Here is a 13,401-nt window from a genome sequence, read left to right on the forward strand (position 1 = left end):
TAATTATAAAGAAAGTGTATCATACTATGCAAACCTTATCTATTTATCTGCCTAACCAAATAATTCATTAAAAAAATGGACAATACCATCTTCATCATTTGATTTTGTGGTAATGTCTGAAGAATCTTTCAACTCTTTCACCGCATTTTCCATTGCTACTCCAACACCTGCGTATTCAAGCATAGTCCTATCATTATGACCATCACCAAAAGCAATGACATCTTCTGGAAAAATTCCTAATGGGCGTAAAACAGTATCCAAAGCCTTTGCTTTATCGATACCTTTTGCCGTAAATTCAAAATAAAAATCTGCCGTAAAGACACAATTTAATGTATCTTTGAAAGATTCCATCATTTTTTTATAATTTTCAGCTAAATAATTAGGTTCTCCTGCTGTCAAAATTTTATTAATTCGATAATCTAGAAACTCAGCCAAATCATCTTTTTCACACAATTTATAATGACCACCACGAGATTCATATTCAATAACATTAAATGGTGCATCTTTATAATCAATCACGCACCCAAAAACATCATTCACAAACATGTAATCATCTTTATCTATCATAGGTGACACTTTAAACTGTTTCATGTGTTCTAAGACCGCTTTTCCCTCTTCAATACTCATTGCCTGATTAAATAATTCCATATTTGTATGGCAATCAATCACTTTTGAACCATTATAAGATACAATTAATCCATCATATTCAGCCATTTTTAACTCGTCAGATAATTGTAGCATCCCTGTAGTTGGTCTACCTGATGCCAAAATCAATTTATTTCCTTTTTGTTGCAAGTCAATCAAACAATTTTTCGTTGCTTCCGTAATAGTTTTTTGTGTGGTTAATAATGTTCCATCTATATCTAATACAATTGTTTTCATAAAACTCATCTCCTTATAATTAAATACTACCACGATTTTTTTACGTAAGAGGCTTTATGAAACAAGTTGGAACATTGTTATCAATTTCAACTAAAAAGCTTAACTTATATTGAAACATCTATTTCAATTCACCATTCATTTTCTGATAATTAGTTACTTTATACTCTAAATTTTTATCATACTCTCGACTAAATATTTCAGCATAAAGTAAGTCAAGTACCATCAATAAAGAAAAACGTGTCGAAAAAGAGGATAATTTATTGTAATGATTTTCGACTGAACTCATATATAATTTAATATCTGCAAACGTGGTTAAAGGATTTGATTGTGTTGAGGTGACTAAAATAATCGGTGTTTGATTTTTCACTAGTAAATCTACAACTGCTCGAGTCGTGTGTCCTCTACCACCATAAGAAATCACTAATGCTACATGGTCTGATGTGCTATTAGCTGCATATAAACGTTGGAGATAATCTTCTTGTGGTACTTGTATCACATAACCAATCTCTTGTAATTGAAACTGAAGATTCTGTGCAAAATATAAATTACCAGCTGATGTGTAAACATCAACTTGTTTTGCTTGCATTACTAAATCTACGGCTTCTTTCAAAGAAGAAGCATTACACACCTTTTTTGTTTCTAAAAGCGTTTTTTGATATAACTTTTCCATAGCATTAATCATGGAATCTGTTGTTTCTAATTCTTTAATTGGGTAGTCGATATTTACGTCAGTTAACTCAACTCGTTCTGTAGACAAAGACTGTGCTAAAGCAACTTTAAATTCATTGAAACCAGGTTGATCTATTTTTTTTAGTAAACGATAAACCGTTGCAATAGACACAAAATCCTCATCAGCTAACTCTTTGGGAGAATAGTTTAGAACGTCTTGTGTATTAGCTAAAATATAGCTTACTAATGCTTTTTCATTTGGCGTAACATGCGTTAATCTGGATAAGTCATCTATAATGGTCATAAAATCCTCCACTTACTCACTGGGTTGTTATGGTAAATTTTATCATGGTTTTCCATATAAATAAAAGCCACCTAAAAAATAGGTGACTCGTCTTTCTTTATTATTTAATAAATTCATCGCTGACAACATGCCAGTCATCATGTCCATATATTGAACCTTCTTCAAGTTTACCATCAGCATTCACTCTGTATACAGCGACAAAAGTTTTTGCTGTATGTGCCGGATTCCAAGTGTACATCATGATTTCTGTTAATCCCTCACTACTTTGTTGCGTGTCAAAAGTTACTTCCTCAAAATCTAGAGGCTCTGTAGCCTGTGATCTTAAATAATCTTGTACCCATTTTATTGCTTCATCAGAGGTAATACTTTGTTTAGAACTACTTTGATCAACTGTGATTTTTGGTTTAACATCAACCTCTGATGTATCCATAAATTCTCTTGAAACAACCACCCAATTATTAATTCCTCCATTTTGATTAAAATAGCCTGATTCTTCTAACTCACCTTTTGCATTGATACGAAAAACAGAATATTTATCTACCTCTTTATCTCTTGGTGGTAATACATCAATGTAGACAAGTTTGTCTGTATCATCAGTTCTAATATTCAGTCGCTTATCTTTCAAATCAGGATAGTTTTGATGTCTTTTATCCCACACTGCACTAACCCATTCTTCTACTTGATGATTTGTTAGACTGACTTCTTTCTTGCGACTTTCTTTTATCTCTGTTGAATCACTTTGACTTGAATATACTACTTCGCTAGAACTTGATGACGTGATTGGTGATTTATCCGTATTCTTTGAATTAAATTCTCGTGTCCCTAATACAAATAAAACAGCACCGATTATAACAACTAAGACAATGACCCCAATGATACGGCTGGTCTTTTTTTTTTTCTCAATATCATCTAATATCTCTTGTAAGGCTAACTTCACACTTCTATCAGTCGCCTTTGCTATTTCTATTTTTAAGAGATATTTTCTATCTTTATTTTTTTGATTTGCTAACTCTTGTAGCAATCGATTCATATCGTTTGAATTATTATCCATAATACCCTCCGTAAATTTAATATCCACGATGAGTATATCATAGTATCTATTATGATTTAATGAAATGATATAACGATGTATATTATTTTGTTACAAAACAAAAAAACAACCTCTAGTTCCATAGAGGAGGTCCTTTAATTCCCTCACTTTCTTTTTTCTGTAAAGTTTATTTTCTATTTAAAGGATTCTTTTTGAAAAATTCTGTAGTCATCCCACTTGTTGTTTCCTCTTCAGCAAATAAAATATTTTTATCTAAGTAATAATCTTTCCAATTTTGTCCAAGACGTTCATTATTCTCTTTTCCACGAACATACAAATCTTTTTGATTAAATTCATTGTATGATTTATATGAAGAGATATACTCTATATAATTCTTTAATCCTATAGAATTATCTGCTAATACTCCTTGTAAAAAAATAATATTTTTATTTTTTATTAACTTTCCAATTAGCTTAATCAAACTAAATTGAATTTCATCTAAATCAAACCAGTTACTTTCAATATCTGCAACTGTATTCAGAGATATAATTCTATCATTTTTTATATCCATCTTCATAGAGTTTGAATATGAACGAGATAATTTCCCAAAAAACGTTGCCATCCAATCAACAAATCGTATCATCGTATCCTTTTTAGAATCTGATTCAATTACTTGTACATTTTGCTTATCTAACTTGCTCTTCAATATTTTTGAAGCTTTTGTACCTTCATCAAAAATAAAAGAATAATTATTTCGAGTATCATTTTCAATTTTATTTAGAATTAAATCTGTTTCTAATTCATAATCCCAACTATAGTAGTTTTTTGTATTAAAAGAAACAAATGATTCATCTATCAATTTTACTAAATTTTTTCCAACCTTGTATTCATTTTTTTTAAAGGGTAATTATATAAACCCTTATTTATTATACCTAATTCTCTTTTTAATCTATAATTAGTTTGATCATTTCTTTCACTAAACATTATGTCTAAAAGACTATCAGAGTAATGATTTTGAAAATATTTAGCATAAGAATATTTTACTGTTTCTTCATTTAGTAATTTATGTATCTTTTGTAATCTTGATATATTAATATCTATCGATGAATTTATAACATATTCAATTTTGTTATAATTAACTAGTACAAGGGTACTATTACATTCACTTATTAAATTAAAACAGTTTATTAAGTGCTTAACGTATTTTTCTTCTACTTTATTAACGCTATTACTACCACTAATCTTCAAGCAATCTTTTGCCTTAATTTCAAAATAATTATTTTCTCGTTTAGGATTTCTTAGAGTATTTTCACTATCAATAAACTTAGTACTAAAATTATCTATATTTTGCGATTCAATAATCAAATAAGCCCTTGCATATTCACGAGATAAATTTGGTTTATCAATGTTCAAAACATCATACTCTATTCCTTTTTTCTTACTAATCGAATTATCATGATTTGACTCATCTGAAAAAATATAATAATCCATTTCCCATTCCTCCCTTACTACTCCTATTTAATCAATTATATATACTAATAGTTAAAAACTAAGCTTTAAAATTTTAATTCTTGAAAAATAATCTTTATAACCTAACAGAATAGTTATGTACTTAAACAATATTTTTTTAGAAATAAAAACACCCTCCAATTTCCTAGAGGGTGCTCTACGTCCGAACAGTTTTAATTCCATTAGAATAAGCTATATTTAAACGTTAATTATTTGTTTTTTAAGTTGTAGAATGAAGCTAAACCTTTATATTCAGCTACTTCACCTAATTGGTCTTCAATACGTAATAATTGGTTGTATTTAGCAATACGGTCAGTACGAGAAAGAGAACCAGTTTTGATTTGTCCAGCGTTAGTTGCAACTGCGATATCAGAGATTGTAGAATCTTCTGTTTCACCAGAACGATGAGATACAACAGCTGTGAATCCAGCTTCTTTAGCCATTTCGATAGCATCAAATGTTTCAGTTAATGTACCAATTTGGTTAACTTTGATTAAGATTGAGTTACTTACGCCCATTTCGATACCACGAGAAAGGATTTCAGTGTTTGTAACGAATAAATCGTCACCAACTAATTGAACTTTTTCGCCTAAGCGTTCAGTCAATAGTTTCCAACCATCCCAGTCGTTTTCATCCATACCATCTTCAATAGTGATGATTGGGTATTTGTTAACTAATTCTTCTAAATAATCTACTTGTTCAGCAGCAGTACGTTTTGCAGCACCTTCGCCTTCAAATTTAGTATAGTCATATACGCCATTTTCGTAGAATTCTGAAGATGCACAGTCAAATCCAATCATAATGTCTTTTCCTGGTACAAATCCAGCAGATTTAATTGCTTCTAAAATTGTTTCAACACCGTCTTCTGTTCCTTCAAAACGAGGTGCAAATCCACCTTCATCACCTACAGAAGTTTCTAATCCACGAGATTTTAAGATTTTAGCTAATGCGTGGAATACTTCAGCACCCCAACGTAAAGCTTCTTTAAATGTAGGAGCTCCTACAGGTACAATCATAAATTCTTGGAAAGCAATTGGTGCATCAGAGTGAGAACCACCATTGATGATGTTCATCATTGGAGTAGGTAATACTTTAGTATTAAATCCTCCTAAGTAATGGTATAAAGGTACTTCTAAGTAGTCAGCTGCAGCGCGAGCACATGCAATTGATACACCTAAAATAGCGTTAGCTCCTAATTTACCTTTGTTTGGAGTTCCATCTAATTCGATCATACGACGGTCAATTCCCATTTGGTCTCTTACGTCATATCCAATTAATTGTTCTGCGATGATGTTATTTACGTTATCAACAGCTTTTAAAACACCTTTACCTAAATAACGAGATTTATCTCCATCACGTAATTCAACAGCTTCGTGTTCACCAGTTGAAGCACCAGAAGGTACCATACCGCGACCAAAAGCACCACTTTCTGTATAAACTTCTACTTCAATAGTTGGGTTACCACGTGAATCTAAGACTTCGCGAGCATAAATATCTGTAATAATTGACATTAACATTTCTCTCCTTTAGGAATATTGTTTTTATAGCTATGGAAGGAATCTTCCATAATCATTGTACCATTTTCACGAATACTTTCAATTAAAAACCCGTGAATTATTTAATTAATGACTCACCTGTCATCTCTTCAGGTTTTTCAATACCTAAAAGATCTAGCATTGTAGGAGCCACATCTGCTAAACGACCGCCATCTCTAAGAGTTGCGCCAGCTTTTGTAACAATAACAGGAACTGGTACAGTCGTATGAGCTGTATGTGGTTTTCCTTCTGGTGTTGTCATTGTTTCTGAGTTACCGTGATCGGCAAATATGATAGCAGATCCACCTTTAGCAATAATTGCATCTACTACTTTACCTAAACATTCGTCCACAGCTTCAATTGCTTTAATCGCTGCTTCTAAAATACCTGAATGACCTACCATGTCAGGGTTAGCAAAGTTTAAGATAATCGCATCATGTTTATCTGCTTTAATATCGGCAAGTAACGCATCTGTTACTTCATAAGCACTCATTTCAGGTTTCAAATCATATGTTTCAACTTTAGGTGAGTTGATTAAAATACGACTTTCTCCTGGAAATTCTTCGTTACGTCCACCGTTCATGAAGAATGTTACGTGTGGGTATTTTTCAGTTTCAGCAATTCTTAATTGTTTTAATCCTGCATCTGATAATACTTCACCAATGACATTTTTCATTTCGATTGGAGGAAATGCCACTTCTGCTACAATACTTGGATTATATAAAGTCATTGTCACAAATTTAACATTTTCGGGATGATTTTTACGTTCAAAATGTTCCCACTCTTTATCAGTAAAAGCATTTGATAGTTGAATCGCACGGTCTGGTCTGAAGTTAAAGAAAATAACAGAGTCATTGTCTTTTACTTGTCCAACAGGTTTACCATTTTCTTCGATTACAACTGGCACTAAGAACTCATCATTTACTTCATTGTCATAAGATTCTTGGATAGCTTGCAATGGATCAGTCGCTTTCACGCCAATACCATCTACAATTGCTTCATAAGCTTTTGACACACGTTCCCAACGTTTATCTCTATCCATTGCATAGAAACGTCCAGAAACTGTCGCAACTTTTCCATAATCTAATTCTTTCATGACTTTAAGTAATTCTTCCATATAACCATAAGCTGAAGTTGGGGCTACGTCACGACCATCTAAGAAAGCATGTACGTAAGTTTCTTTTACGCCGTTATCTTTTGCCATTTTTAACAGGGCATATAAATGGTTTTGATGACTATGTACTCCACCATCAGATAATAGACCAAATAAATGAAGCGCAGAATCATTGTCTAACGCATGTTGAATCCCACTATTTAGGGCAACATTTGTTTGAAACTCTTTGTCTTCGATTGCTTTGTCGATACGAGTTAAACTTTGATAAACTATACGGCCCGCACCAATATTAGTGTGTCCAACTTCAGAGTTTCCCATTTGACCATCAGGTAATCCTACATCTAAACCAGATGCTTTTAGTGTGTTGTGAGGATAGTTATTCCAATAACGATCAAAGTTAGGTGTATTCGCTTGTGCAACAGCATTACCTGTAACTTCATCACGTTTACCATAACCATCTAATATAATAATTGCTACTGGTGCTTTTTCCATATTAGTTTAATGCCTCCAATAATGCTAAGAATGAATCAGGTTGTAAGCTTGCGCCACCTACAAGTGCTCCGTCAACATTTTCTTTAGCCATGTATTCAGCGATATTTTCAGGTTTAACTGATCCACCATATTGAATACGAACTTTTCCAGCTACGTCTTCTGAATAAAGATCTGCAACTGTTTGACGAACAACACCACAGATATCATCAGCGATCGTTGCGTCAGCAGATTTACCAGTCCCAATAGCCCAAATTGGTTCATAAGCAATAACTAAGTTAGATACTTGTTCAGCTGTTAAACCTTCTAATGCTGCTGTAATTTGTCCTTTAATCCATTCAGCAGTTTTACCTGCTTCATAAGTTTCTAAAGATTCACCACAACAAACGATTGGTGTCATGTTGTGTGCGATGATTGCTTTAGCTTTTTTATTGATGTCTTCATCTGTTTCGTGGAAATACTCACGACGTTCAGAGTGACCAATAATCACATAGTCAACACCTAAATTTTCTAGAGCTGCTGGAGACGTTTCACCAGTGAACGCTCCGTTGTCTTCAAAGTAACAGTTTTGAGCAGCAATTTTTAAATCAGTTCCTTTAGCAGTGTCAACTAAATCTGTTAAGAATAAAGTTGGTGCGCCAATAACTGAATCCACTACATCGTTACTAGGGATTTTATTTTTTACTGCTTCAGCAAAGTCACGTGCTTCTGAAACAGTTTTATTCATTTTCCAGTTTCCTGCAATAATTGGTTTACGCATGTTCTCGACTCCTCATTAGTCTTATTTATCTGAAATAGATTCTACACCTGGTAATTTTTTACCTTCAAGGTATTCAAGTGATGCGCCACCACCAGTTGAGATATGTGTAAATTTATCAGCAAAACCTAATTGGATTGCAGCAGCTGCTGAATCTCCACCACCAATAATTGTAGTAGCATCTTTTAAGTTTGCAATAGCTTCACATACGCCAATTGTACCTTTAGCAAATGTAGGTAATTCAAAGACTCCCATTGGGCCATTCCATACAACTGTTTTAGCACCTTGTAATTCTTTAGTGAATAATTCAATTGTTTTTGGACCAATATCTAATCCTTCTAAGTCATCTGGAATATTTCCTTCATGAATTTCAGTTGGCGCATCATTATCAAAGTCTGCTGCACAGACTGTATCCACTGGTAAAATAATTTTTCCAGCTGCTTTTTCTAACAATTCTTTTGCTAAATCAACTTTATCTGGTTCACAAATTGATTTACCAATGTTTTTCCCTTGGGCTTTGTAGAATGTATAAGTCATCCCACCGCCGATAAGGATTTTATCAGCTTTGTCAATTAAGTTTTCGATAACACCAATTTTATCAGATACTTTTGCTCCACCCAAAATTGCCACGAATGGACGTTTAGGTTCGTCAACAGCTCCACCGATAAATTTGATTTCTTTTTCCATTAAGTAACCTGCAGCTGAAGGTAAGTTAGATGCAATTCCAACGTTTGAAGCATGTGCTCTATGAGCTGTACCAAACGCGTCATTTACAAATAAATCGCCTAAAGAAGCCCAGTATTTACCTAATTCTGGATCATTTTTGCTTTCTTTTTTGCCATCAATATCTTCAAAACGAGTGTTTTCAACAACTAACACATCTCCATCTTTCATTTCGCTAATAGCTTTTTCAAGCTCAGCTCCACGAGTTTCAGGAACGAAAGAAACTGGTTTATCTAGTAATTCTGAAAGGCGAGCAGCAACTGGTTGTAATGATTTACCTTCTTTGTCCTCTTCAGTTTTTACACGACCTAAATGAGAGAAAAGAATTGCTTTTCCACCATGCTCGATAACATAATTAATTGTTGGCAAAGCTGCAACAATACGGTTATCATTTGTAATTTTTCCATCTTTAATTGGAACATTAAAATCAACACGTATTAAGACCTTTTTACCGTTTAAATCTAAATCTTCAACTGTTCTTTTTGCCATGCTTGTTGACGCCTCCTTATGAATTAACAAAAAAAGCGAGAAAGCGCGATTGCTTCCCCGCTTCGATAATCTTGATAGGGTGTATTAAAATTAAGCTAATGATGCGAAATATTGTAAAGTACGAACTAATTGAGCTGTGTATGACATTTCGTTATCATACCAAGCAACAGTTTTAACTAACTGTTTGTCGCCAACTGTCATTACTTTAGTTTGAGTTGCATCAAATAATGATCCATAAGTCATACCAACGATATCAGAAGATACGATTGGGTCGATTGTGTAACCGTAAGATTCGTTAGCAGCTTTTTCCATTGCTTCGTTAACTTCTTCAACCGTAACTTGTTTGTCTAAAACTGTTACTAATTCAGTTAAAGAACCAGTTGCAACAGGAACACGTTGAGCAGCTCCGTCTAATTTTCCATTTAATTCTGGAATAACTAAACCGATTGCTTTAGCAGCACCAGTTGTGTTAGGTACGATGTTTTCAGCAGCTGCACGAGCACGACGGAAATCACCTTTTGGATGTGGTCCATCTAATGTCATTTGGTCACCAGTGTAAGCGTGAATTGTTGTCATTAATCCTTCAACAATACCAAAGTTTTTGTTTAAAGCATCTGCCATTGGAGCAAGACAGTTTGTTGTACATGAAGCGCCAGAAATAACCGTTTCTTTTCCAGTTAAAATTTCATGGTTAGTGTTATAAACGATTGTTGGAACGTCATTTCCACCAGGAGCAGAGATAACAACACGTTTAGCACCAGCTTGTAAATGTAATTCTGCTTTTTCTTTAGATGTAAAGAATCCAGTACATTCTAAAACGATGTCTACGCCTAATTCACCCCATGGTAATTCAGCTGGGTTAGAATTAGCAGTAACTTTAACTTCTTTTCCGTTTACTTTGAAAAATCCGTCATGGACTTCAACGTCACCATTGAAACGTCCTTGAGTTGTATCATATTTTAATAAATGAGCCAACATTTGTGCATCTGTTAAGTCATTGATTGCTACAACTTCTAATCCTTCAACTTCTTGGATACGACGGAATGCTAAGCGTCCAATACGTCCAAAACCATTAATACCTACTTTAACTGTCATGTGAGATTTCCTCCTTTAGAAAATCGAAAAAATTTATTTATTTTAAAGAGTTTCCTCTTTTAAAATCTGCTTTGCCGCTCCTTCATCTGTGATTAACCACGTCTGTTTAGGAGCATTTTTGATGTATGCTTCAATTGCTTTGGCTTTTGTTTTCCCGCCAGCAACTGCAATGACATACGGTATCTCTTGAAGATCTTTCATTTGAAGACCGATTCGAGGTATTTTATAGACGACCTCTCCGTCTTTATTAAAGAAGTAACCAAATGATTCAGCGACCGCTCCTTTATTAGAAAGCATTGCTAAATCACTTGCACTCATGTTACGACGTTTTGCCATATGAAGTGCACGTCCAATACTGTGAATCACAACGTTTGACTTAGATATCAACTCTAATACGCGTTGAACAGTCGGCTCATGAAGAAGTAATTCATACGTCTCAGAACTCACTTGTTCTGGCACATACAACACTTTAAACTCGCCACCTGTTTGCTCTGCCATAGTTGCACTTATTGAATTTGCTTGAGTTTGAATGGTTTCACCAATCCCACCTCTTGCAGGAACAAATATATTGTGTCTTTCTGGTGTTTCTAGTCGGTACATGCATTGGCTCACTGTTGCCATTGTCGTTCCTCCCATGACGGCGATAATATTTTCACCATCTGGTAAACGAGTTGAAAGAATATCAGAGATTAACTCTCCGAATTTTTCTAGTACTTTACTTTCAACATCACTATCTCCTGGTGTTATTAAGCACCTTTCAATATCAAGTTTACTAGCAAGTTTTTTCTCAAGGACACGATTGCCCGTCTGCTCTGCCATGACTATTTCTAAATCACTATAAAGACTTAATCCTTTTTCAGTAAGCGACATTCCAATTTTAGAGACCTCGATTAATCTGAGTTGTTTTAGTACCTCTGTTTCACTTCGAAGTATTCTCTCAGTTAAATTTACCTTTTCAGATAATTTTCTGCGTCCAACTGGTTGATTCCAATATATATTTCGCAAAATACGAAATCGTTGTTCAATCACTTGAATCATGTCAGGAGCAATCTGTTCAATAATATCAAAATCATCGCTCATAGATTATACTCCTTAAGTACAGGGACAAATTCAGTCCATGATAGACTTTTTATGACCCACATGCTGTATTTTGATAGGGTTGATGCAAAATAACTCATGATTTCGTTCAACCCTTACATGCTTATAATAACAAGTATAACTAAATAATACAAGCCTGACACTCAAGTTTTTGTTTAATAATCAAATCTTTTTCTCTTTGTTGACGATTGTATTCCTAATTCTTCACGATACTTGGCTACTGTACGTCTGGAAATATCAATGTTTTTTTCTTTCAACAGGTCTACTAATTTTTGATCTGAAAGCGGTTTCGCTTTGTTTTCATCCTCTATTAACTCTTTTATTGTTTCTTTTATGTCACTAGTTGCGATCACGTCAGAAGAATTCTTTCGTTCTAATCCTGTAGTAAAGAAACTTCTTAATTCAAACACACCATATTCTGTCGTTAAGTATTTTCCATTTACAGCTCGACTGATAGTTGACTCATGAAGTGATAGGTCGTTTGCGATCTCTTTTAGCTTCATGGGTGTAAGCGGGTGACTATCTTTTAGAAAAAAGTTGGATTGTCTTTTAACAATTTCTTTCCCGACTCTTAAAATAGTATCCCCACGTTGTTCAAGAGATTTTTTTAGCCATTCATATTCTGCTTTTTTTTCATTTAAATACTTTTCAACTTCTTTGTCTCCTTGACGCGACATTCGTTCAAAGTAGTTTGATTGAAAGTTGACTTCTGGCTTCCCTGCTTTAGTAGATGAAATAGTAATAGTATCCGTTTCTTTATCCACTTTTACAACTAAATCCGGATAAATTAAACTGTCCTCATCACTACTAAATATTGCTGCGGGATTGGGATGTAACTTTTGAATATAATCAAATATTTCTTGTATTTCTTTTAATGAGAGACCTAATTTTTTTTCAATTCGTTGCCATTTTCTATTTGCTAAATCATCAAAATATTCTTCTAATACAAGGTAAGCTTGATTAGGTGCTTCATCATCTCGCTCTGTTTGCAACATTAAACACTCTTGCAAGTTCCGTGCACCAACTCCGGCTGGTTCTAGCATTTGTATTAAAGTCAATGCATCTAATACTTCAATATAACTGACACGATTTATAGCCATCGCTTCTTCTATAGAAATTGTCAAATAACCATTCGTATCTATGAACTCAATTAAAAATAAACTAATTTTCCTAAGTGGCGTATCTCGATAATTAAGATGAATTTGCTCAATCAAATAATGAAATAGCGATTGCTCATTTTCTGGTATTTGATTTATCCAATCTGTTGTGTCATTATCTTGCAACTTATTATAGTGACTGCTTTCTAAATACTGAGTATCCATATCGGAAACGGATACATCAATTAGCGGATTTTCTAACATTTTATCATTTAAAAAAGACAGGAGGTCATCAGTACCAAACTGTAACATCTTAATTGATTGTTGAAGTTGTTGGGTCATAGCTAATTTTTGAGTTTGAACTTGAGCTTGAGCTTGTCTAAAATTCTGAGTAAACTTCATTAACCTTTCCTCCTTTTCATCTTGCTATTTAAGATATTTTTGGTAAACTAATAAAAGTAGATGCGCCCTTAGTGTAGTGGATATCACGCAAGATTCCGGTTCTTGAGACGGGGGTTCGATTCCCTTAGGGCGTGTTACTTTCTTTTTAAGAAAAGTATATCATAGTTTAGCATATTATTTCGGGGACAAATGTCCTTTTTCTTTACTT

The 13,401-nt window shown here is 33.8% G+C and carries 12 protein-coding genes and 1 tRNA gene; 1 reads left to right on the forward strand and 12 read right to left on the reverse strand.

From position 1 onward, the window contains the following. Nucleotides 1-51 precede the first annotated feature (51 nt). The 12 genes from DW196_RS02120 to rpoN all read right to left on the reverse strand — a co-directional run bounded on the left by DW196_RS02120 (nt 52) and on the right by rpoN (nt 13,193). Nucleotides 52-882 (reverse strand): Cof-type HAD-IIB family hydrolase, encoded by an 831-nt coding sequence (locus DW196_RS02120; RefSeq protein ID WP_199566556.1) that lies wholly within the window; start codon nt 880-882, stop codon nt 52-54. Nucleotides 883-1,000: 118 nt separating this feature from the next. After that, nucleotides 1,001-1,855 (reverse strand): MurR/RpiR family transcriptional regulator, encoded by an 855-nt coding sequence (locus DW196_RS02125; protein WP_118249763.1) that lies wholly within the window; start codon nt 1,853-1,855, stop codon nt 1,001-1,003. Between the two features lie 100 nt (nt 1,856-1,955). After that, nucleotides 1,956-2,906 (reverse strand): hypothetical protein, encoded by a 951-nt coding sequence (locus tag DW196_RS02130; protein WP_118249764.1) that lies wholly within the window; start codon nt 2,904-2,906, stop codon nt 1,956-1,958. Nucleotides 2,907-3,072: 166 nt separating this feature from the next. Then, entirely contained in the window at nt 3,073-3,744 is a 672-nt protein-coding gene (locus DW196_RS02135; RefSeq protein ID WP_118249765.1) for a hypothetical protein, read from the reverse strand. Between the two features lie 5 nt (nt 3,745-3,749). Beyond that, nucleotides 3,750-4,376, reverse strand: a complete 627-nt coding sequence (locus tag DW196_RS02140; protein WP_118249766.1) for a hypothetical protein — start codon at nt 4,374-4,376, stop codon at nt 3,750-3,752. 227 nt (nt 4,377-4,603) lie between these two features. Beyond that, a complete protein-coding gene (gene eno / locus DW196_RS02145) occupies nt 4,604-5,905 on the reverse strand; it encodes a surface-displayed alpha-enolase (protein ID WP_079348017.1) in 1,302 nt (433 codons plus the stop codon). A gap of 103 nt (nt 5,906-6,008) precedes the next feature. Further along, nucleotides 6,009-7,535, reverse strand: a complete 1,527-nt coding sequence (gene gpmI / locus DW196_RS02150; protein ID WP_071457114.1) for a 2,3-bisphosphoglycerate-independent phosphoglycerate mutase — start codon at nt 7,533-7,535, stop codon at nt 6,009-6,011. Nucleotide 7,536: 1 nt separating this feature from the next. Then, on the reverse strand, nt 7,537-8,292 hold the full coding sequence (tpiA, locus tag DW196_RS02155) for a triose-phosphate isomerase (RefSeq protein WP_118249767.1): 756 nt from the start codon (nt 8,290-8,292) through the stop codon (nt 7,537-7,539). Nucleotides 8,293-8,313: 21 nt separating this feature from the next. Then, nucleotides 8,314-9,501, reverse strand: coding sequence for a phosphoglycerate kinase (pgk, locus tag DW196_RS02160; RefSeq protein ID WP_118249768.1), 1,188 nt, complete (start codon nt 9,499-9,501; stop codon nt 8,314-8,316). Nucleotides 9,502-9,591: 90 nt separating this feature from the next. Continuing rightward, nucleotides 9,592-10,596: a type I glyceraldehyde-3-phosphate dehydrogenase gene (gap, locus tag DW196_RS02165; RefSeq protein ID WP_118249769.1), complete on the reverse strand. Its 1,005-nt coding sequence runs from the start codon at nt 10,594-10,596 to the stop codon at nt 9,592-9,594. Nucleotides 10,597-10,638: 42 nt separating this feature from the next. After that, complete coding sequence (locus DW196_RS02170; RefSeq protein WP_118249770.1) at nt 10,639-11,676, reverse strand: sugar-binding transcriptional regulator; 1,038 nt, start codon at nt 11,674-11,676, stop codon at nt 10,639-10,641. Nucleotides 11,677-11,849: 173 nt separating this feature from the next. Further along, nucleotides 11,850-13,193: an RNA polymerase factor sigma-54 gene (rpoN, locus tag DW196_RS02175; protein WP_118249771.1), complete on the reverse strand. Its 1,344-nt coding sequence runs from the start codon at nt 13,191-13,193 to the stop codon at nt 11,850-11,852. A 62-nt stretch (nt 13,194-13,255) separates the two neighbouring features. Between rpoN and DW196_RS02180 the strand changes: the two genes are divergently transcribed. Continuing rightward, nucleotides 13,256-13,327 (forward strand) — tRNA-Arg (locus tag DW196_RS02180). Nucleotides 13,328-13,401 lie beyond the last annotated feature (74 nt).

Source organism: Vagococcus sp. AM17-17, assembly GCF_003471765.1.
In the GTDB taxonomy this organism is placed as follows: domain Bacteria; phylum Bacillota; class Bacilli; order Lactobacillales; family Vagococcaceae; genus Vagococcus; species Vagococcus teuberi.